The organism is Kocuria sp. cx-455, from assembly GCF_057707085.1.
In genome coordinates this window covers 277,272-297,514 of sequence record NZ_JBYIPM010000004.1, presented here as the reverse complement: position 1 = coordinate 297,514, position 20,243 = coordinate 277,272, and the positions used below count along the sequence as shown (strand labels likewise).

Here is a 20,243-nt window from a genome sequence, read left to right as displayed (position 1 = left end):
TGGGCGGCTGGCCGTGGTCAAAGAATGGGTCGCAGCGGAATCAACACCGTCTCCGCGAAACGGGCCATGCGGTGACGGTCGCGCCAGCGGGGGGAGCTGAGGGTTTCGCAGTGCTCGGAGTCCGCTTCGAAGACCTTCTCCATTTCCGCCGCGAAATCCGGGTCGATGATCTCCACGTTGGTCTCGTAATTGAACGACAGTGACAACCGGTCGATGTTGGCAGTGCCCACAGTGGACCATTCGCCGTCGATCGTTGCGGTTTTCGCGTGAATCATGGACGCCGCGTACAGCAGGATGGTGATCTCCGCGTCCAGGAGCTGGCCGTAGAAACCGCGGGACACCCAGTCCGCCAGGATGTGGTTGGAGTCCTTGGGAACCATCACGCGCACGTCCACACCACGCTTGGACGCCCTCACCAAACCATCGAGGATCTGTTGGTCGGGAATGAAATACGGCGTGGTGATCCAAATGTGGTCCTTGGCGCGTTCAATGGCACTCAGGTACAGGTACCGGATCGGATACACGAGCTGCACCGGCAGGTTGGCAGCAACCCGGACCTCCGGGTCCCAGTTCTGCGGTGACACCCACTCGATCTGTTCGCGCGGGTGACGGTCCTCGTTCCACACCTTGGCAATGGAGTTCCGCAGACCCCACACGGCCGGGCCCACCTCACGCACGTGGGTGTCCCGCCACTGACTGGCGTACATGGAACCGATGTTGTAGCCACCCACGAAACCAGTGGTGTCGTCCACCACCAGGATCTTGGAATGATTGACCCCGGTGTAACGCAGCGGGCCCCGCCACCATTTACGTCGGACGGCCGGCATCCGGAAGACATTGACCTTGTCCGAGAACCGATAAAAGGAATTGGGGATCACCAGGTTGGCGAACCCGTCATAGATGACAAAGACGGCCACCCCGCGTTCGGCAGCGGCGTTGAGCGCATCGAGGAACCGCTGTCCCACGTCATCGTTCTTCCAAATGAAAGTCTCCATGTGGATGGATGTCTGGGCGCCGTCGATGGCATCGAGCATGTCTTCGTAGACGGTGGCGCCCGACGTGTAGATTTTCAGCTCGGAGTCCTCCACCTGCGCGGTGAAGGTGCCCGGGCGAGGAGCATCACGGACCTTACGATTCCTGTGCTTCCACCAGTCCAGGCCCGCCAGGGAAGCGATCACCGTGGCCTGAGCGGCAGCCACGGAGCCGGCGGCAACCACTCCCGTCTTCAACAGGAAAGAACGTCCCTTGTGGTGGACTGCGGCGGCTTTGGTCGTCATGCAATCACCCTACGTGGCCTGGCCTGAGAACCCCCGAAAAAGGCGCGTAACGTCTCGGGTGTGCTCGGTCCCGGGCGAAATTGTGCGGCCACCGTGCACGTTGGAACCGATGTGAGCGCACACGAGCACTTCTTCCTGGACAAGTCCGACCCCGGCAGTTGGCGAGCCATCAACGCTTTCTCCCGCCGAGTTGCGGCGGCAAATGAAGCAGCCGATATCCCCCGTGCCGTCACGGAGCTACTCAACGTGCGAGCCTCGCAGCTCAACGGCTGCGCGTACTGCCTGGATCTGCACGTGAAGCGGGCGACCGAGGCGGGTGTGACCGCTCAGCAGTTGGCCGTGCTCCCTGCCTGGCGGGACACCCGGGTGTTCGATCCGCTGGAACGGGCGGCCCTGATCATTGCCGAGACCGCCACCGAGCTGAACCATTCCACGCTGCACCAGGAGCTGACGGAGGCCCGGGAAACTCTCACGGACAAGCAGTTCTCCGCTCTGCAGTGGTCCGCCATTGCCATCAATGCGTTCAACAGGATTTCCATCCTGTCCGGGCACCCGGTGCGCCCCAACCGCGACGGACAGTAGGTAGCCGTCCCGTGAGTGGCTGTTTCTGCCCGCGGCTCGCTACGGTGGTGTCATGAGAATTGCCACGTGGAACGTCAACTCCATCAGAGCCCGCGCCGACCGCATCGAAGCGTGGCTGGACCGTTCGGACGTGGATGTGTTGGCCATCCAAGAAACCAAGGCCAAGGACGAGAATTTCCCATGGGAACTGTTCGAGTTCGCCGGGTACGAGGTGGCCCATTTCGGGCTGAGCCAGTGGAACGGCGTGGCCATTGCCTCTCGCGTGGGGCTCAAGGACGTGGAGCGCACGTTCCCCGGCCAGCCCGTGTTCGGTAAGGGCAAGCAGGAGCCCGTCCAGGAGGCCCGCGCCATGGCCGCAACCTGCGGCGGTGTGCGCGTGTGGTCCCTGTACGTACCCAACGGCCGCGGCCTGGACGACCCGCACATGGCCTACAAACTCGAGTGGTTGCGCGTGCTCAAGGACCACGCCGCGCAGTGGGTTGCAGATGATCCTGAGGCGGAGATCGCATTGGTGGGTGATTGGAACGTGGCCCCGCAGGACGAGGACGTGTGGGACATCCAGTTCTTCAAGGAGAACGGTTTCACCCACGTGTCTGACGGCGAGCGTGCGGCGTTCAACGCTTTCATTGACGATGCCGGCTTCGTTGACGTGGTCCGCCCCCGTCACCCCGGACCCGGCGTGTACACCTACTGGGATTACACGCAGCTGCGTTTCCCCAAGAAGGAAGGCATGCGCATCGACTTCCAGCTGTGCTCCCCGGCCCTTGCTGCGCGCGTCACGGACGCTTGGATCGACCGTGAGGAGCGCAAGGGCAAGGGCGCCTCGGATCACGCGCCCGTGGTCATCGAGATCGGCTGACCCATGGCACTGGTGAACGTGGGCACGGCGTTCCGGGGGATCACTGGGCCTCCCATGCGTTTCGCCATGCGAATCTACGTGCCGCAGGAAGAGCTCGACGCCGAATATGCCCCCGCTATCCCTCGCGCCCTGGATCCTCTGACGGGCGGGGTCAACGAACTCACCGAACAGTTGACCCGCCTCACCGACACGTCCCATTCGCCGCTGCCACCCGCGCGCGAACCCCTGTGGACCATCCCGTTCTCCACGGCCCCCCTCGCCGAAGAGCGCTTTGTGGGCGGCATGGGAGACTTCCCGGTCTTCCACGCACCCCAGCGTTTACGACGCTCCCTCCGCTTGTTCTCGGATGCCACCCTGAACGACGGTGCTCAGCTCCTCCCACTTCTGGTTCCGGAAAAGCAGGTGCGCGAGGCCGCCCGGAAGATCTCCGGGGAACTGTTCGAGCCGCTGTACACCCGGGAATCCGCGTACGTGGTGCCCTTGGCGTGGTTCGCGGCGTTCACCATGGCGGATCGGGTGGTCACTGTGCACGCGGGCCATGAACTCCACCGGCTGGTCACGCCGGCGGACACCGCCGCGCGGCGTGTCATTCATGGGGCGCAGATCGTCGAGGACACCGCCCTGGCTTCTGCCGGGCCGGATGCCGAGGCCCTGTCCGAGGAGGCGCAACAGGCCAAAGCCTTCGCGGATGATCTGACTCGGTTGGGCCGCTGGCTCGGCACATTCAGCCCCGCTTCACTCGTGAGCCTGGATTACGGTTCCTTGGCCGACCGGATTCAGCCCGATGAGAGTCCCCGCGACATGGCCGACGCCCTGGATCTCCTGCGCGACAATGACCAGGGCGCCGCCACAGCGGCCCTGCGGCGGATCTTCCAGCGGTGGTCTCCGTTGGCGCACCTGCAATCGGCGAATTAGGGGCTGCCGAGGCCGGCCCGCCGGTCCCGGGTGAGGCAAATACAGTGGTCGGATTCGGTGTGAGGAAAGTGCCGAGATCCGGCACTTTTTGCGCTGGTTCCTCCCCTCAGAGTTCCCTGCTGCGTACTTAGAACGCAAGTTATTCCGTCAGAACGGAATAAACTGCGAGGACGTCGCGCGGCGTACCCGCTCAACCCACTTCCGTCTCCGGCCGGGATCCTTGAGATCGTCCGCGACCAACAGCGTGAGATCCCACCCGCAGTCACGCAGGAGCCCAAAACGGTACATCTCGTCCCGGTACTTGTCCACTTTCTCCGCGTGGACTCGGCCGTTGTACTCGACCGCCACCTTGAATTCCGGCCATGCCAGGTCCAGGTAGAACGTCCGTCCGTTGACCGTCACCGGGTAGTTGAGCTGAGGCGGTGGCAGTCCTTCGTGCAGCGCGATCATGCGTGTCAGGGTTTCCATGGCCGAGAAGCATGACTCCTGGGCGTCCCGCAATCCTTTACGCACGGCATTCACGGCGAACGAATGCGGCGGCAAAAGACTCAAGCTCTCCTCGATCACGGCTCTCGGAAGTTCGGCCGCGACTTCCGTACCGGGGATGGTGAATTGCCAGGACATCATTGCGTCCAGACAGGCAACAATGCGCCAGTGCGACAGCCGAGGGGCAACAACCACCAGCGCCTCCACCGGGTGGGCAATCCTGCTTCCCCAGGGGCCTGCAAAAGTCTCCAGCCCCAGCGATTTGGAGAACTTGATTCCCTCGGCAACGGTTTGGGTTCGCGCACCTGACCACCGCAAATGGGCCGTCTCGCGTTCCCCCGAAAGGTCTGCATGATCTTTGGACAGGGCATCCTGAGTGACTGATGCACCCAATGGTCGGTGTACCCCGCGGGTAACCTCAGGATGTCCAGGGCATTGAACCTGGTCACGGCGAGGGTGGAACCCGGAGCACCCAAATGCTGTTGCAACAGCAGTGACCGCTCCACCGCAGTGAGCGGTACGGGATGGAAGGCCCACAGTCCCTTGGTCACTCGTTGTATCCCCGCATGAGCCATCAATTGCGAGGCGCGTTTGCCCGTCCCGGCCGTGCGTAGCACCACCGGACGGTCTCCGAGCCGCAGGGGCTCTTGTCGGTACAGCATGCTCGGACTCTAGAGAACCGGGCCGGTACGGGCCGGAACTTATCCACAGTCACTCATCCGATATCCCTCCACAGGGTTCATGGTTCCTCAGCCAGAGACGCAAGTGAGGAACGTGCAGCCCCGCAGTCTGGTGTGAGGAAGATGTTCAGATTCGGCCAATTTGGCGCATCTTCCGCCCCTGAGGCTTCGTGGCTGCGATTCCCTCACATCAGATTTCCCCCGCACCCCGCATGCTGACTAGCGTTAAGGGGGTGTCTGAAGAAACAGTGACCCCACGTCAACAGTCCGGTACCGAGTGGTGGCGGGACGCCGTGATCTACCAGGTGTATCCGCGCTCCTTCAAGGACTCCAACGGAGACGGGATGGGCGATCTGGGCGGTGTGACCGAAAAACTGCCCTACCTCAAACAGCTGGGCGTGGATGCGGTGTGGCTGTCTCCGTTCTATCTGTCTCCGCAGCATGACGCCGGGTACGACGTGGCCGACTACCGCACCATCGACCCGCGATTCGGCACCCTCGAAGACTTTGACCGGATGCGCAATGAGGCCCATGATCTGGGCCTGAAACTCATTGTGGATCTCGTGCCCAATCACACCTCCGAGGACCACGAATGGTTCCAAGAGGCGCTCTCTTCTCCGAAAGGATCCGAGGAGCGCGCCCGCTACATGTTCCGCGACGGCAAGGGCGAGAACGGCGACCTCCCCCCGAACAACTGGAAGTCGCTGTTCGGCGGTCCCGCGTGGTCCCGCATTGCCGACGGCCAGTGGTACCTGCACCTTTTTGACTCATCACAACCGGATTTGAACTGGGAGAACCCTCAGGTGTGGGAGGAGTTCCGCAGCGTGCTCCGGTTCTGGCTGGATCGCGGTGTGGACGGGTTCCGCGTGGATGTCGCTCACGGCATGGTCAAGGCGGAGGGCCTGCCCGACTGGGACGAGCAGGTGCACATGGTCGAGGGCACCGATGTGGATGAGCAAGGCCAGTCCGAGAAGACCATGGACACCGGCCCCTACTTCGACCAGGACGGCGTGCACGAAATCTACCGCGACTGGAACCAGGTGCTGGCCGAGTACCCCGGTGAGCGCATGCTAGTGGTGGAGGCGTGGATCGGCCCGGCGGAGCGACTGGCCTTGTACGTTCGCCCGGACGAGGCGCAGCAGGCGTTCAACTTCGACTTCCTGATTGCGGGCTGGCATCGCGACCGCATGCGCAACGCCATTACGGAAGCTCTGCGCGTCAATCAGGCGGTGGGTGCGCCGTCCACCTGGGTGCTCTCCAATCACGACACCGTCCGCCACGCCTCGCGCTACGGCCTGGGTTCCCGCACCGCCTACCCCAATGGCATCGGTGCGGAGGACCAACAGCCCGACGCCGATCTGGGCCTTCGCCGAGCCCGCGCCGCCGCGCTCGTGGAACTGTCCCTGCCCGGTTCCGCATACGTCTACCAGGGCGATGAGCTGGGGTTGCCGGAGCACACCGATTTGGAGGCCGAGAGCCGCCAGGACCCCACCTTCTTCCGCACCGAGGGCACCGAGTTGGGTCGCGACGGCGCGCGAGTACCCCTGCCCTGGTCTCCCGTGGGCAACGGGCTGGGCTTCGGCCCGGATCCGTGGTTGCCGCAGCCGGCGAGCTTCGAGAACATCACGGTGGATCACCAACTGGGCAACCCGCAGTCCGTGCTGAACTTGTACAAGAACGCCCTGCGCATTCGGCGGGAGCTGGGTCTGGGCCGCGCGGAGTTCGCGTGGGATCCCCTGAGTGAACGAGGTTCGCAAGTCCTGGCCTACCGCCTCACCACGGAGGCCGGGGAGACAATTCTCGTCGCGGCCAACGCCGGCGATGAGGCTGTGGAGATCCCCGAGCTGAGCAGCGGTGAACTGCTGCTTACCAGTGGCCAGAGCGCCGCGATGGCCGGGAAGCTCGCCGTGGATCACGCAGTCTGGATCAAGCTCTAGCGAGTGGGCGCTATTTTTCCGGCAACGCAGCCGAGCACTGGGTGGAAATCCAATCCTGTACGGGTTGCAGTGCCCGTTGGATCTGAGCGGCCTCCTGGGGCTGCAGGGTTTCACCGGCATTGCTGAGGAGCCGGACGGCGTCGTCGAAAGCCGGAAGAACAGGCTCCGGCAACCGGTTACGGTGCGATTCGAGGGAGGCGGTGGCTTCGGCGACCACGGACGAGTCCTGGCCGGGCTCAGCGGTGGCGTCCGTGGATTGATCGGTGGTCATGGGCAGGACTACCAGGCCGGTGTAGACCTCCACCACGTCCAGGCACGTTCCGGTGCTGGCGGTTTGGCCGGTGCCCGCGGGGGCCTGTGACCCGCTGTCCTGTTGGGGAATCTCGCTGGGCGCCTCGAAGGTGATGGGCCCCTCCGCACTGTCCGCACTGGAGGAACACCCGGTCAGCGCGAGCAACAGACCCGAGGTGGCCGTTGCGGTCGCAACTCGTTTCCAAGTCAAGAGGTTCACCCGCCGTCCGCACGTGAGGTGCAGCCCAACCGGCCGGAAACGCGGGGCGTGCACGATTATTAATACCCCTTCAACCTAGGCCGCCAACCTCCGTAACGGCTGAGGGTTTTCCGCGTCCCCGCCCGGTGGGAACACACTTCGGAGCAAGCCGATCATCACGTGCGGGTGGTGTCCCACCCGCGAACGATCAGCTCGCGCAGCACGTCCTGGTCCAGGGCGTCCAGCGCGGTCACGTAGATGCATCCGGCCCCCCGGCGGTGCGGGCCGAGGCGATCAAGAAGGTCCCGCGCGACGTCGTCGCCCTGCAGTCCGTAGAGGGAGATAGCGGCCTTGCGCGGCGAGAATCCGACGCGCGCGGTGTCCCCCTCGCGGCCGGTTTCATAACGGTAGTGGTGGTGGCCGTACCCGACAATGGACTGGCCCCACAGCACGGGCTCGACACCGGTGGCTTCTCGGAAAATGCCGAGCAATTCTTTGCCCTGCTCAACCCGTCGCGGCCACGGCAGGGATTCGATCCAGTCCTCCGCAGATTGCTCGGAGGGCTTGGTCTTGACGTCCGCTTTGGTCGTTGTGGTCGAGTATTTCGGGGCGACGACGCCGCTCATCGGCTCCAGCCCCTGCTCACCCAGGGCGTCGTTGAGCCGGTTGAGGCCCTTCAGTCCCACACCGTGCAGCGCGAGCAGTTCTTGAAAGTCGGCTCCGGCCAGCTGCTCGAGTTCGGTGATGCCCCGTTCAGCCAGGGCCCGATGAAGCGGTGCACCCGTGCCCTTAATTTCCGTGAGTGCGGTCATGGAATCAGACTAGAGGCGCGCGAGGGTCCTGACCATGGGCACGTGCAGCGCTCTGACAGCCCGTAATCAGGCGCTCTGGCGCTGAATCTCCCACATGAGGTGGCCCTCGGTGGGAGACTGCACCGGCAGGAACGCCGCCTCACGCACGCGACGCGTGGTGTCCGTATCCGCCAGGTACCCGCGGCCACCGGCCACCGTGGCCTCGAGTTTGGTCGCGGCACTGACGAAATGAGCGGCGTCGAGCCGCAGCTGCAACAGACGCACCGGCGAAGTGACCTCCTCCAACAGGGCCGCGTGTTCGTTGCGCAGGCTCTGCTCGGTCTCGCGCAGGCCGTTGAACCGGTCGCGGAACAGGGCGTTCGGGCCCGGTTTTTCGACCGCCGACGCCGCCTCGTCCAGACTGCGCGCACCCAAGCCGATGCAGAACGCACTCTGGGCGAGCAAGAATCCGGGACGGACAGTGGCCAAGAATTCCTTGAGCGGCACTCCGGTGACGTCGCTGGCGGGAATCCGCACGTCGCTCAGCGTCAGCGAGCCACTCGCGGTGCCGTTGAGCGCCATGAGCGGGGCCGACCGTTTCACGGTGAGCCCCTGGGTGCCAATGCGCACGCGAGCAATGGTCAACGTTCCGTCCTCGAAACGCACCGGCATCATGATGATGGCGTTCGGGAACAGGTTGGAGGCCCATACGATCTTGCCGTTGAGCACCACGGAATCGCCGTCCGCAACTGCTTCCACGGGGATGTCACCCAGCTCGGACGCCCACTTGAACGCGGGAGCCATGGCGGAAACACCGGCTACGGAACCGTCGAGCAGTTCCTCCGGGATCTCGCTCCCCGCGGCGCGGTGGAACAGGATGGCCATGGTGTGGCCCCACGCGCTGAACGCGGTGGAAAAACACTCACGGGCCAGCGTTTCAAGCAGCGAGGTGACCCCGGAGACGTCGCCCCGGGCCGCGGCGTCGAAGGCACCGCTGCGCCCGAGTTCGGCCAGGGCGACGTCGGTCTCGACATCACCCCGGTCAATACTCGCGGCGCGTTCGGCAACGCCGGCCAGCACGGAATCCGCGACCGGTTGCTGAACAGTTGAAGGAACGGGCATCAGTTGCCTGCCAAGTGGTGCAGCCGATCGATGGGGGTGGTCACGGCTTCGCGAGCGCGCACCACGGCGTCCTCATCGGGAGCGTTGTAGAAGCACAGGCACTTGACGGTGTCCTCGCGGACGTAGGTGCGCAGGAAGCTGACCTCGGGGACCTCGGCGTACTTGGGGGCGTTGGCCTTCTTGCGGCCCAGGTAGGTCTCCATGTCGATCTCGGCGGGGATGTCCCACTCCACCAGGTACTCGGCGGAGGGCTTGGCCTTGCGGATGTCCTCGATGTCGGCGCCCACCAGTCGAACCTGGTCCGGACCGGAAACCTCGGTGGCCTGCTCGGCCACGCCGTTGCGGATGGCCTGGTCCAGAGCGGTGGTGTCATCGCCGTCGAGCTCGACCACGGTGAACACTCGGCCCTGGCCCTCGGTGACCTGGGACTCCAGGACCTGAGCACCGTTCTGCTCGGCTGCGGAGGCGATGGCCGCAATGACGGACTGAGCACCCCCGCGAGTGGCGTTGCTGGGGACTACTTCGAAAAGCTGCAGTGACATGGAGATTCCTCTCGCGGTCGGTTGTCGGAGTTGGATAAACGCTACGTGTGGCCCCGGCAGCGGTCCAAGGAGATGGACACACTGCGCAACATAGGGCGGACACCCTCTTCAGACGTTGCTCATCGCGGGGATCGTCAGCATCACCCGTGACAACTGCAACTTGGATCCGCTGCGCATTTATTGGTACGACGCTTCCCGGGACGGCGTGCTCAGCGACTGGCACAAGAAAATTTCCCTGCTCGACGACGTCAAGGTCAGACTCGGTCGCATCGGCGTGAACGGACAGCAGAAGGGCGTGGACCTGCGGCCGGGTCTGGACCTGGTCGAGGTCGCCCGTAATGGTTCCGCCAAGGTCGCCTACCTCCTCAGCGGTGACGACGATCTGGCCGAGGCCGTGGAGGCCGCCCAGGATCTGGGCATGAAGGTGGTGCTGCTGGCGCTGGAGGACAAGAACAGGTATTTGGGCATCAAATCCGTGGCGGAGCACTTGGCGTACAAGGTGGACCGCATTCTCGTGCTGCCGCAAGAGCTCATCTTTTCCACGTTCACTCCGGCAACGCGGGCGGTGGTGCCGGGATCTGAGACCGTCTCCGAGTCCGATCCCCAGCCCGCCACTACCCCGTCACCCGGTCCCGGGCCGGGACCGGGGCCAACGCCGGCCGCTGTGACCCCAGCGATGCTGGCCGGCAAGAAGGCCACGCTCATCACGGTCAATGAACCGGACGCCGATCTCCCTGAGTTGTTCGCGGTGGCGGAGGAGGTCGCCGAACATCTGGCCCGCAATTGGCACCAAACCACTCCCCTGGCTGAGGTGCAGTCCGTTCTGGAGGACCGACCCATCCTCCCGGCAGAGATCGATTCGACCCTGCTGCGGGATTGCGCCGCAAGGATTGGCGAGACCGACACCGATCTGCAGTCCGTACGGAAGCACCTCCGTAAATGCTTCTGGGACACCATCGACACCCTGGCCTGACCCACCGGTGCTCTAGTCTGAAGTGTGTGAGTCACGAGCCAGCAGTACCTGAGTCCTCCGGCGGCAGGTCGAATGACAGCTCGGGAATCTCCTGGGGTTCTTTTGCCCGCAACGCCGCTTTGATCGTGGTGCTGCTGGTCATGCTGTGGTTGTTCTTCAACGTGGAACTTCCCCCGGCCGATCAACTGCAGCAACGGCTCGAAAGTTACGGGTGGGTGAGCTGGCTGGTGTTCATCGGCCTCTACGCGGTGGTTGCCCTGACCCCCATTCCGGTGACCATCATGGCGGTGGCCGGTGGACTGATCTTCGGAGTGTTCCTGGGCAGCCTGTTTTCCGTGATCGGTGTGTTGATCGGTTCGTGGGGTGCCTATTGGTTGGCCCGTGCTCTCGGCACGGACGCCGTGCGCAGGGTGCTCGGTAAGTACGGCGAAAAAATTGAGGCCCGCCTGGACGGCGCGGGCTTTGAAGCCGTGTGCACCCTGCGGCTCGTTCCCGGCATTCCGTACTGGCCGGTCAATTATGGCAGCGGAGCGTTCGGCATCACCCAGCGTGATTTCCTGGGCGCCAGCGTGATTGCCGTAATCCCCGGGCAGGTGTCCCTGGTGGCATTGGGTGCGTTCGTCGCGGACCCCACGTTCTTCCACGGCACCGTGGTGGTGCTCTCGTGGATCGTGGTGCTGGTCATGACCGTGTGGGCGTACAAACGCTGGAAGGCCGCGCGGCGGTAGCGGTCTGCCCGTCCTTGGGGCGGAAATGGGATGTCGCGAGCTACTACGAGTTGTCGCTGAATGCGGGGAATAGATGCGGGGTCCCTAGCAGCCGGCGGAGCCTAGACACCCGTTGAATCGCCCCTCATCGAAGAGCCTCGCGGAGACCCGGTGCGGCAAAGAGGAGTTCAGCGGTGTCGGTCATCCCATAGCGGTCGTCGAGAATTGTGAGCATCTCGGCTGGGGTGAGGTGAGGCCCGCGCCTCCCACTGCGCGCGCAGATCTCGAGAACGGCGCAGCATGCCTGCGTCAGGTGCTGCCGAACGGTGTCGTAGACGAACTCCTTTGCCGAAATTGCCCGGATGGGATCGGGCAGGTGTGCCGCGGGGAAGTCCTTCAGGTTGCTGGTCACGATGACTTCTGCGCCACCCTTGGCGGCCGCGGCCACGACGTGTTCGTCGTCGGGATCTGGGAGGCCGTAGGTGCCCTCCAGGGACTCCCAGTCGGTGACCAGCGCATCGTCGAACGCCGTGGACATCTGGTCGATCAGCCGCTGCGCAGATGCCTGGGCTTCACCCGTGGGTGTTCCCCTCGTGACGAGTTTCCTCGCCTCATGGAAGATCAGCTCATCGAGGATCACCGAACTCCACAGCGGGCGGTAGCTTCCCTCAGCGGCCAGGGACAGCAAGAAGTCCCGTTGCAGGCTGGGCCAGAGGACGCTGGTGTCGAGGACGGCGGCAAACACAGGGCCAGTATGTCAGGGACTTTAGCCCTTTCGCCGTTTGGCCGCGACGGCCTTCCTTGCCGCCCGGAGGTCGCCGAGCACCTCCGCAATGTCGGCCGACTCGTCGACGTCGACCGACGAGGCCTCGATCGCCGCGTACTGCTCCTGTCGACGCTGCTCCCGGTAGTCCAGGACATCGGTAAGCGTGAGGCGCCGGTGCGTGCCCGCACGCGTGTACGGCAACTTGCGGTCGTCGAGAGCCTTGATCAGCGTCGGCCGACTGATGCCGAGCAGATCGGCTGCCTGCTGAGTCGTCAGGGTCTGGGACGTCGGCGAGATCGTCACCGACAGGCCCGTCTGCATCGCGTCCACGACGCGGCGGAGCACTACGTAGATTTCCTCGGGGAGTTCGACCGGATCATCAGCCCCGCCTCCGACGAGGTAGTAGCGCGGCACAGGGCTGAGCGCCTCGTCTGCGGCGAGCATGTCGTGGACACGCTCAAGCTGCTGCGTATGGCTCGCGCTGTGCGTCGACGAGGCCAGGGCGTCGGTGGCGGTCATTGAAATACTCCTTTAGTGCACCAATCGCAAGGTCTTGCGTTTGCTTCGTTTGATACTAATGTACTCGTTCGCACAGTGGGTCGGCAAAGAGGAGTTCTCTGCACAGGCCGCACCGGTCGGTCTAGATCGGCACGGCGGTTACCTGTGCCCTCTTTATCTCGTCGATTGACTTCGACGCCGGCACGAACGGCTGAAGGAGTTCACTCCCCTGTTATTCCCCACGACACACATACGACTGCGGGATCCCTGTGATACCCAGCAAGAGCTCCGGGATACTCGTGACGCCCAGGGCTACCCGGAGCTGGCGACTTATACGTTCCGCAAGACTGCGGCGGCGGAGCTCGATCGGGCCGGTACCATTATGGAGGAACAGCTGGCCGGGCTGATTTGAAAGTGCGGGGTTTGTGCGGGGTGTCCGACTGTTAGAAATAGAAGAACCCCCGCGTGTAGAAGCCACGCGAGGGTTCAGTGGCTCCGACCGGCGTCGATCCGGTGACCTTACGATTTTCAGTCGTACGCTCTACCAACTGAGCTACAGAGCCAGGCACATCACCTGGGATATGCCGCGACGGCGCGAAAAGTTGCCTTTTCATCGCCGTCTGAGCGACCCTGACGGGACTTGAACCCGCGACCTCCGCCGTGACAGGGCGGCGCGCTAACCAACTGCGCTACAGGGCCTTAGTTGTTTCCAACGAGTGGATATCTTACCAGTAGAACTCACTGCCTTAGCAAATCGCCCACCGCGTGAGATGATCTCGCGAGAAAACGTACCCCCAACGGGATTCGAACCCGTGCCGCCGCCGTGAAAGGGCGGTGTCCTAGGCCGCTAGACGATGGGGGCCAGAACGTCGCCCGACTGCCGCTTGTGCATCAGTGGACGATGGACCTTCAGTAGCTTAGAGGTAAATACCCCGGTTGTACAAACCCGAGTATCACAGGGTGACCTCGGGTCGATCGGCCAAACGCTCGTCCTTGAAACCCTGGATGATCATGAGCGGCCCCGCGCTGTTGTGGATCACGCCCTGGGAGGTGGAACCCAGGAGCATTCCGGCGAATCCGCCGCGACCGCGGGTACCCATGACCACCAGACGATTGCGGTTGGACTGCTCCACCAGAACGTCGATCGGTGAGCCGTCCAGTAGCTCGGCGTTGATCTCCAGATCCGGGAAGTGCCCGCGCAACCAGCGAACGGAGGCGTTGAGGGCGTCCGCGATTTCCTGGTAGATATTCGCGAAGTCCACGGGGGTGGGCATCCAGGACGCGGCGCCCGCCATGGGCGGTACCGCGCACACCACGTTGAGAGGAACGCCCAGCAGTTGCGCCTCGTCCGCGGCGCGCAGCATGGCGACGCTCGAATGCTCGGATCCGTCCGAACCCACCGAAACGCCATCGACGAACGCCTTGGTCTCGTTGATGTCCCGCTCGAGCTGGTGTTCACGCGCCCACGGCAACGGGATGATGCCCACGGGACAATGCGAGTGGGCCGGCACCGCGGTGGAAACGGAACCCAGTAGACGGCCGAGCAAGCCACCGCGGCCGCGAGAGCCCAGGACCAGCAGTTGGGCGGACTTACTCAGCTCCAGGAGCACACCGGAGGGGTCCCCGGTCTCGACCGTGGACCGTACCTCCACGTTGAGGTTCTGCACGTGCAGGGCGGCCTCGCGGACGAGTTCTTTGACGGCGTTGTCCAGGGCGGCCTGGTCGAACGCCGCGTACCCGACGTCGAAAGTGGAACCGGCGTAGACCGGCACCGAGTACGCGCTCACCAGATGAAGTGGTGCGCCACGGCGCTTCGCCTCACGGGCGGCCCAGCGCAGGGCTCCCAGGCTCTGATCCGTGCCGTCCACGCCCACGATAATTTCTCGGCCGTTCAAGGTCATGGCGCGCCTTCCTTTCGCCGATCCGTCACGTCAAGCGTAGTCCTCGGACCGCCCGGATGAACGACATTCCGGTGTCCACGGAGGACAAGCGCCGCCTCTCAGCCCGTGGTGAGATGATGGGGTGGGTCCGGAGGATGGCCCTAAGGAAAGCACCCGGATCGGCGTCGCGGGCAGGAACCGGAACCGCTGTCCGAGGGAAAGGTCCTGAGGGAGGATACGAACCGTGAACGAACAGTCGGCAACACCGGGCGAATCCGCAAAGTCGTCGTCGATGACCGGCAAGACCGGCAAGGATACGTGGCGTTCGTGGGGCGGCAACCTCACGGTAAAACCGGCGGCGATCGTACGCCCCGAGAACACGGACCAGGTCGAACAGGTCTTGCGTGATGCCGCCGCACAGGGTCTTCGGGTGCGTCCTGCCGGTTCCGGGCAGAGCTTCGCACCGTTGGTCCCTACCTCGGACGTGCTCTTGGACGCCACCGCCCTTAGCGGGCTCAGCTCCATAGACATAGAGAAACAGCAGGTCACGGTGTTCGGCGGCACCACGATTCAGCAGATCTGCCAGATCCTGGAGGAACATGGCCTTGCCCTGGCCAACATGCCCGACTTCACGGGCCAAACCATTGCCGGTGCGATCGCCACTGGCACTCACGGCACCGGCCTGGGGCAACCTTCCCTTTCTGAGCAGATCACGGAAATTACGCTGGCCACCCCGTCCGGCGAGCTGCTCACGTGCTCCGAGTCCTCCAATCCGGAGATGCTGCGCGCCGCTCGAGTCCACCTGGGTGTCCTGGGCGTGATCGTGTCCGTCACCATCCAGTGCGTCAGCGCTTTTCGGCTGCACTGCGCAGAGTTCCGCGAGCCTCTCGACCGCCTGGTGGATTCCCTGGCCGAGCGGATGTCCGGCGCCGATCACTTCGAATTCTTCTGGATGCCCGGCCGCGCCACCGTGCACACCCGCATTCTCAGCCGGCTGCACCGCCTCCCGGATATTTACACGCGTCCGGCCTCACCGATCTCGCGGGCCCTTCGTCGGGCGGACGACGCCGTTCTGCGCACCACCCTGACCTCCGGCCTGGGCCGCTTGGCTTCCGTGGCACCCAAAACCGTGCCCGGTCTGAACACATTGGAGTCCATGGCCAAGAGCTCCCGGCGTTACACCGATGTGTCCTACCGGGTGTTCACCGCCCCGCGCGCAGTGCGTTTCGTGTCCACCGAGTACGCCTTGCCGCTGGAAAACACCGCCGCGGCGTTCAGCGAGTTGAAAGCCCTGGTGGACCGGGAGGGTTACACCCTGTCCTTCCCCGTCCTGGTGCGGTGCTCTCCCCCGGAACAGGGATACCTCTCCCCCGCCGCGGGCCGTTACACCGGGTGGATCAGCCTGCGCCAGTACGGCAAACGCCCCTACGAAAAGTTCTTCCGAGCCGCCGAGCAGATCTTCTTGAACCACGGTGGCCGCCCGCACTGGGGAGTCATTCACACTCAAACCGCCGAGACCCTCAAGCCCATGTACTCGAACTGGGACGATTTCTTGGCCGTCCGCTCCGAGCTGGACCCCCACGGTCTGCTCCTCAACGACCATACGAGATTGCTGCTGGGTCTGTAGTCGGGCATTCCGGCGGCCAGCCGCATTCTGTTCGACGGTACGGCCACGGTGGGGTGTCTACTGGGTCGCCGGTGACACGTGATCGACGGTACGGCCATCGGTTCCCGCCCGTCTGCACACTGATCGACGTTGTGACCGACAGGTCCCAAAGCCTGAAACCTGATGGACGTTAAGACCGAGAGGGACCGATTTCATGGCTCCACGGTTCATCAGATGACGAGGGGCGTGGGAGTCGTGGCATTACCGTCGATCGGCTTGCGCTTTGGGGTCCCCGATTGAGCCTTTCGGCCAACCACTGCAGCCAATTCCAGCGGAGACGGGGGTCTTCGAGATCGTCCAACACCAGAATGTTGAGATCCCAACCGTGATCTTGGAACGTGCGGATGCGATTCATCTCGGTGCCGTACGTACGGCGATCCAGGAGGTGAATTCCTCCGTTGTATTCGATGCCCAATCGCAGCTCGGGCCAGGACAGATCCGGGTACGCGAGGTTTCCTTCGATCATCACAGGGTGGTTCAACGTGGGCTCGGGAAAATCTTGTGTGACAACCATCCGTCGCACCAACGTTTCCATCGGTGACCATACGGGTTCTGCCGCGTTGACGAGTGCGCGTTTCAGGGCGATGACAGCAGGGTTGCGCGCTGGCAAGAGTGAGATTGCTGCCGTCATGTCGTCCTTCGTCATTGCTGGCTGAGGGGTGAACTCCGGAATTTGAAGTTCACCGGACAGCAACGCATCAAGACAGGCAGTCAGCCGCCATTGGGACAGGTAAGGTGCCGCGGCGACCAGAGCTTCGACGGGGTGGACCAATCGCGTGCCCCAGGGACCCGCAAAAGTTTTCAGTCCATAGGACTTGGTCAATCGCATTCCCTGCTCGCGCACCGTGGGACGGGATTCGGTCCACGCAAGATGTGGGACTTCGTAAGCCCTGCTCAACTCTCGTGCACGCATTGGGGGCGGGTCGCCCAGGAACTCGTTGACCCATCGTTTGGTGTATCCAACCGGCAGTGTGAACAGCTGAAGCGCATGAATACCGGTGATACTCAGACCTACGCCGTCTTTTGAATAGTGATCGTGCAACAACAGAGATCTGCGGATGGGCGTTAAAGGAACCCCCGAACAAACCCACGTGCCCCGAACCAATTTGTAAGTCCCCGGGCGTCCCTCAAGATCTCGAGCTCGGCTACCCAGCTCTGCGGTGGACCTTACGAGCGGGCGCGGTCCGAGCACCAAAGGGTCACCGAGTTTCTTCATGCTTCACAGGCTAGGAATCACGCGAGTCACCGGAAACGACATGTACTCACTGTGGAGTTCACGTCACCGCGCACACGGATCGACGCTAAAGCCAGTGCCCCGAACCGCACCGCAGGCTGATCAACGGTACGACCCCGAGAACCGGCTTTTTGGGTCGTACCGTCGACCAGTTTGCAACGGCCTCTCGCTCAGAGGCTTTACCGTCGACAACACCGCCCCACCCGGCCCGGGGTGAACGCGGGAATTGGAGGGGCGGCGGCGTCGGCGGGAAAGTGTCCGGGAGAACTAGCTGCGAGCGGGGACCCCGCGGCGGGAGACGGAGACCATCTCGTCGCGGTCGACCACCTTGACGCGTTCGCGGGGATTGCCCTCGGCGTCGTGAGAGGACTGGCCGAGGCTCTGCTCGTATTCGTCCAGGTCCAGCCAGCCGTCCCAGGTGGTGTATTCGACACCCTTGTCCTGGAGCAGCGACTCGATGGCCGAGGGCTCCGGGAAATCCGGATCGGCCAGGGCGTTACGGTCTTCGAGCAGGTGGTTGATGGTCTCGAGGGCATCGGACTTGGTGGCGCCAATCAGGCCCACGGGGCCGCGCTTGATCCAGCCGGTGGCGTAAACGCCCGGAACCACGGTGCCCTCGCCGTCGACGACGCGACCTTCCTGGTTGAGGACCACGCCGCGGTCGGGGTTGAACGGGACCTCCGGAAGGGGGGACCCCAGGTACCCGATGGCGTGGTAGACGGCTTGGACCGGGTAATCTATGTACTCGCCGGTCGCGGTCACGGATGCATCCCCGTTGAGGCGGGTGCGTTCCATGCGGATGCCGCTGACCTTGCCGTCCTCGTCACCCAGGATCTCGGACGGAGTCTGCAGGAAGTGTAGGTGCAGGCGGCGGGATGCGGTCTTGGGAGAATCGTCTTCGCGCCACTTCTGCAGGGTCTTCATCATGACCTTGGTCTGGTTGTTCTCGACCATGGCCTGCTCGGAGGCCTCGTCGAACTGGAAGTCTTCGTCATAAAGCACGATGTCCACGTCGCGGGACTTTGCCAGCTCACGCAGTTCGAGCGGGGTGAACTTGATCTGCGCGGGGCCCCGGCGGCCGAACACGTGGACGTCCGTGACCGGCGAATCGCGCAGCCCCTGGTAGACGTTGCCCGGGATCTCGGTGACGAGCATGTCATCCGCGTGCTTGGACAGCACCCGGGCCACGTCCAGCGCCACGTTGCCGTTACCGATGACCGCAACTTCCTTGGCGTTGAGCGGCCAGGTTCGCGGGTAGTCGGGGTGGCCGTCGTACCAGGCAACGAACTTGGCGGCGCCGTAGGAACCATCCAGGTCCGCACCGGGGATTACCAACGGAGCATCGTTGACAGCACCGGTGGCGAAAATCACGGCGTCGTAATGCGCCAGGTATTCCCCCATCGTGAGGTCCTTGCCGTACTCCACGTTGCCGAAGAAGCGAATGTCGCCGCGGCCCAGAATCGAGCGCAACGCGGTGATGATGCCCTTGATGCGCGGGTGATCCGGGGCCACACCGTAGCGGATCAGACCGAACGGGGTGGGATAGCGGTCGTACAGATCAACGCTGACTTCCAGCTCGCCTTCCCGCACGGCCTCGGACTTTGTGAGCATGTCAGCGGCGTAAATGCCCGCCGGACCCGCTCCGATCACGGCAACGCGCAACGGACGTGCTGAAGTAGGTGCTGTCACAGCTGGTATTTCCTTTCAACGCGCACGCACACTCGCGTGCCTGCGGGGACTGGGTTCTACGGTAGTGAAATTTGAGCAATCGCACACACCGGGCCACCCCCGCGTAATGTTCCGTCACACCCGGGTGGGGCAGGATTCGATTTACGACGCAGCCCCGGCCGCTTCCTGCCCGTCAGCAGTGAGCAGCTCCAACAGGTCGGCCACCGAATCCAGTGCCAGAGTGGGTCGGAACGGGAACCGCTCCACATCCTGGGGGGCGGTCACGCCGCTGTAGACCAGAACGGTTCGCAGGCCCGCCTCCATACCGGAGACGATGTCCGTGTCCATCCGGTCGCCCAACATGGCGGTGGTCTCCGAATGCCCACCGATCTGGTTGAGGGCAGAGCGGAACATCATGGGGTTCGGCTTGCCCACCACGTAAGGGTGGAGATTGGTGGCCGCCGTGATCAGGGCCGCAACCGATCCCGTGGCCGGCATGGGCCCCTCCGGCGATGGCCCGGTGGTATCCGGGTTGGTCGAGATGAAACGCGCGCCGTTGAGGATCAACCGGATCGCGTTGGTGATGGCCTCGAACGAATACGTGCGTGTCTCACCCAGGACCACGTAATCGCAATCGGTGTCCGTCAGGACGAACCCCGCCTCGTGCAACGCCGTGGTCAACCCCGCCTCACCGATCACATAGGCGCGGGAACCCGAGTTCTGATTCTTGAGGAACTGCGCGGTGGCCAGTGCGGACGTCCAGAGATTTTCCTCCGCCACGTGCAATCCCGAGCGCGCCAGACGAGCCGCCAGATCGCGCGGGGTGTAAATGGAATTGTTGGTCAGCACCAGGTACTCCTGGCCCCGTTCTTCCCACAATTCCAGCAGCTCCGCCGCACCGGGGATTGCCGTGTCCTCGCGGACCAGCACACCGTCCATGTCGGTGAGCCATGTGGTGACGTGGGTGAATTGTGCCTCTGCGGACTTCGTCATGAGCTTTGTCCTCCCGGGCAATCATCGTTCCTCTGCACTCCAGCGTACTGAGGACGGGCCGGCACGGCTGTGAGGTGAGCAACACCGCACCGGATAAGGTGAGCGCGCGAGAACATGGGCCGCGGCAGCGGTTGCGCCGTCGGCGTAGTATTTCTACACAAACGCCCCCATTCCGGT

General features: G+C 63.8%; 19 protein-coding genes and 3 tRNA genes. 7 read left to right on the top strand and 15 right to left on the bottom strand.

The window, feature by feature from the left end; translation table 11 throughout:
- Positions 1–17: 17 nt before the first annotated feature.
- Complete coding sequence (locus AC3ENJ_RS08320) at positions 18–1,277, bottom strand: phospholipase D-like domain-containing protein (protein WP_431813689.1); 1,260 nt, start codon at positions 1,275–1,277, stop codon at positions 18–20.
- Between the two features lie 111 nt (positions 1,278–1,388).
- On the opposite strand from AC3ENJ_RS08320, the gene AC3ENJ_RS08315 reads away from it, so the two are divergent.
- Genes AC3ENJ_RS08315 through AC3ENJ_RS08305 form a run of 3 tightly spaced genes read left to right on the top strand, consistent with a single transcriptional unit; the run spans position 1,389 to position 3,633 of the window.
- Positions 1,389–1,859: a carboxymuconolactone decarboxylase family protein gene (locus AC3ENJ_RS08315; RefSeq protein WP_190806570.1), complete on the top strand. Its 471-nt coding sequence runs from the start codon at positions 1,389–1,391 to the stop codon at positions 1,857–1,859.
- 52 nt (positions 1,860–1,911) lie between these two features.
- A complete protein-coding gene (locus AC3ENJ_RS08310; protein WP_190806569.1) occupies positions 1,912–2,718 on the top strand; it encodes an exodeoxyribonuclease III in 807 nt (268 codons plus the stop codon).
- Between the two features lie 3 nt (positions 2,719–2,721).
- The gene (locus AC3ENJ_RS08305; RefSeq protein WP_190780916.1) at positions 2,722–3,633 is read left to right on the top strand and encodes a DUF8083 family protein; all 912 of its coding nucleotides are present in this window, start codon (positions 2,722–2,724) and stop codon (positions 3,631–3,633) included.
- A gap of 147 nt (positions 3,634–3,780) precedes the next feature.
- Here AC3ENJ_RS08305 and AC3ENJ_RS08300 read toward each other — a convergent pair whose 3' ends face one another.
- On the bottom strand, positions 3,781–4,314 hold the full coding sequence (locus AC3ENJ_RS08300) for a putative endonuclease domain-containing protein (protein ID WP_431813688.1): 534 nt from the start codon (positions 4,312–4,314) through the stop codon (positions 3,781–3,783).
- A 718-nt stretch (positions 4,315–5,032) separates the two neighbouring features.
- On the opposite strand from AC3ENJ_RS08300, the gene AC3ENJ_RS08295 reads away from it, so the two are divergent.
- Positions 5,033–6,736, top strand: coding sequence for a glycoside hydrolase family 13 protein (locus AC3ENJ_RS08295; protein ID WP_431813687.1), 1,704 nt, complete (start codon positions 5,033–5,035; stop codon positions 6,734–6,736).
- 10 nt (positions 6,737–6,746) lie between these two features.
- On the opposite strand, the gene AC3ENJ_RS08290 is transcribed toward AC3ENJ_RS08295, so the two are convergent.
- The 4 genes from AC3ENJ_RS08290 to AC3ENJ_RS08275 all read right to left on the bottom strand — a co-directional run bounded on the left by AC3ENJ_RS08290 (position 6,747) and on the right by AC3ENJ_RS08275 (position 9,681).
- A complete protein-coding gene (locus AC3ENJ_RS08290) occupies positions 6,747–7,247 on the bottom strand; it encodes a hypothetical protein (RefSeq protein ID WP_431813686.1) in 501 nt (166 codons plus the stop codon).
- Between the two features lie 155 nt (positions 7,248–7,402).
- A complete protein-coding gene (locus tag AC3ENJ_RS08285) occupies positions 7,403–8,038 on the bottom strand; it encodes a DUF1801 domain-containing protein (RefSeq protein ID WP_431813685.1) in 636 nt (211 codons plus the stop codon).
- A gap of 66 nt (positions 8,039–8,104) precedes the next feature.
- Positions 8,105–9,139 carry an acyl-CoA dehydrogenase family protein gene (locus AC3ENJ_RS08280; RefSeq protein WP_431813684.1) on the bottom strand — a complete coding sequence of 345 codons (1,035 nt, stop codon included), beginning with the start codon at positions 9,137–9,139 and terminating at the stop codon, positions 8,105–8,107.
- Entirely contained in the window at positions 9,139–9,681 is a 543-nt protein-coding gene (locus AC3ENJ_RS08275; RefSeq protein WP_431813683.1) for a DUF4242 domain-containing protein, read from the bottom strand. Before AC3ENJ_RS08275 ends, AC3ENJ_RS08280 begins: the two co-directional genes overlap by 1 nt.
- Before the next feature lie 115 nt (positions 9,682–9,796).
- On the opposite strand from AC3ENJ_RS08275, the gene AC3ENJ_RS08270 reads away from it, so the two are divergent.
- Together AC3ENJ_RS08270 and AC3ENJ_RS08265 are read left to right on the top strand one after the other, a co-directional pair.
- Positions 9,797–10,654, top strand: coding sequence for an NYN domain-containing protein (locus tag AC3ENJ_RS08270; RefSeq protein ID WP_431813682.1), 858 nt, complete (start codon positions 9,797–9,799; stop codon positions 10,652–10,654).
- 26 nt (positions 10,655–10,680) lie between these two features.
- The gene (locus AC3ENJ_RS08265; protein ID WP_431813681.1) at positions 10,681–11,382 is read left to right on the top strand and encodes a TVP38/TMEM64 family protein; all 702 of its coding nucleotides are present in this window, start codon (positions 10,681–10,683) and stop codon (positions 11,380–11,382) included.
- A gap of 124 nt (positions 11,383–11,506) precedes the next feature.
- On the opposite strand, the gene AC3ENJ_RS08260 is transcribed toward AC3ENJ_RS08265, so the two are convergent.
- The 6 genes from AC3ENJ_RS08260 to AC3ENJ_RS08235 all read right to left on the bottom strand — a co-directional run bounded on the left by AC3ENJ_RS08260 (position 11,507) and on the right by AC3ENJ_RS08235 (position 14,526).
- Entirely contained in the window at positions 11,507–12,106 is a 600-nt protein-coding gene (locus AC3ENJ_RS08260) for a PIN domain-containing protein (protein WP_431813680.1), read from the bottom strand.
- A 21-nt stretch (positions 12,107–12,127) separates the two neighbouring features.
- Complete coding sequence (locus tag AC3ENJ_RS08255) at positions 12,128–12,646, bottom strand: helix-turn-helix domain-containing protein (RefSeq protein WP_190780926.1); 519 nt, start codon at positions 12,644–12,646, stop codon at positions 12,128–12,130.
- Between the two features lie 469 nt (positions 12,647–13,115).
- Positions 13,116–13,188: transfer RNA gene (locus AC3ENJ_RS08250), tRNA-Phe, on the bottom strand.
- Between the two features lie 62 nt (positions 13,189–13,250).
- Positions 13,251–13,324: transfer RNA gene (locus AC3ENJ_RS08245), tRNA-Asp, on the bottom strand.
- Positions 13,325–13,414: 90 nt separating this feature from the next.
- Positions 13,415–13,487: transfer RNA gene (locus AC3ENJ_RS08240), tRNA-Glu, on the bottom strand.
- A 91-nt stretch (positions 13,488–13,578) separates the two neighbouring features.
- Positions 13,579–14,526 (bottom strand): universal stress protein, encoded by a 948-nt coding sequence (locus AC3ENJ_RS08235; RefSeq protein WP_190780927.1) that lies wholly within the window; start codon positions 14,524–14,526, stop codon positions 13,579–13,581.
- A 223-nt stretch (positions 14,527–14,749) separates the two neighbouring features.
- Between AC3ENJ_RS08235 and AC3ENJ_RS08230 the strand changes: the two genes are divergently transcribed.
- Complete coding sequence (locus tag AC3ENJ_RS08230) at positions 14,750–16,132, top strand: D-arabinono-1,4-lactone oxidase (protein WP_308495774.1); 1,383 nt, start codon at positions 14,750–14,752, stop codon at positions 16,130–16,132.
- A 169-nt stretch (positions 16,133–16,301) separates the two neighbouring features.
- Here AC3ENJ_RS08230 and AC3ENJ_RS08225 read toward each other — a convergent pair whose 3' ends face one another.
- From AC3ENJ_RS08225 to AC3ENJ_RS08215, 3 genes are all read right to left on the bottom strand, one after another.
- The gene (locus AC3ENJ_RS08225) at positions 16,302–17,015 is read right to left on the bottom strand and encodes a hypothetical protein (protein WP_431813679.1); all 714 of its coding nucleotides are present in this window, start codon (positions 17,013–17,015) and stop codon (positions 16,302–16,304) included.
- Positions 17,016–17,672: 657 nt separating this feature from the next.
- The gene (locus tag AC3ENJ_RS08220; protein WP_190806558.1) at positions 17,673–19,094 is read right to left on the bottom strand and encodes an FAD-dependent oxidoreductase; all 1,422 of its coding nucleotides are present in this window, start codon (positions 19,092–19,094) and stop codon (positions 17,673–17,675) included.
- Between the two features lie 141 nt (positions 19,095–19,235).
- Entirely contained in the window at positions 19,236–20,066 is an 831-nt protein-coding gene (locus AC3ENJ_RS08215) for an HAD-IIA family hydrolase (RefSeq protein WP_190780930.1), read from the bottom strand.
- Positions 20,067–20,243: the final 177 nt, after the last annotated feature.

Coding starts and splice junctions, on each gene's coding strand:
- AC3ENJ_RS08320 (WP_431813689.1), bottom strand. CDS start 1,277: ATGACGACCAAAGCCGCCGCAGTCCACCACAAGGGACGTTCTTTCCTG.
- AC3ENJ_RS08310 (WP_190806569.1), top strand. CDS start 1,912: ATGAGAATTGCCACGTGGAACGTCAACTCCATCAGAGCCCGCGCCGAC.
- AC3ENJ_RS08305 (WP_190780916.1), top strand. CDS start 2,722: ATGGCACTGGTGAACGTGGGCACGGCGTTCCGGGGGATCACTGGGCCT.
- AC3ENJ_RS08285 (WP_431813685.1), bottom strand. CDS start 8,038: ATGACCGCACTCACGGAAATTAAGGGCACGGGTGCACCGCTTCATCGG.
- AC3ENJ_RS08280 (WP_431813684.1), bottom strand. CDS start 9,139: ATGCCCGTTCCTTCAACTGTTCAGCAACCGGTCGCGGATTCCGTGCTG.
- AC3ENJ_RS08275 (WP_431813683.1), bottom strand. CDS start 9,681: ATGTCACTGCAGCTTTTCGAAGTAGTCCCCAGCAACGCCACTCGCGGG.
- AC3ENJ_RS08255 (WP_190780926.1), bottom strand. CDS start 12,646: ATGACCGCCACCGACGCCCTGGCCTCGTCGACGCACAGCGCGAGCCAT.
- AC3ENJ_RS08235 (WP_190780927.1), bottom strand. CDS start 14,526: ATGACCTTGAACGGCCGAGAAATTATCGTGGGCGTGGACGGCACGGAT.
- AC3ENJ_RS08215 (WP_190780930.1), bottom strand. CDS start 20,066: ATGACGAAGTCCGCAGAGGCACAATTCACCCACGTCACCACATGGCTC.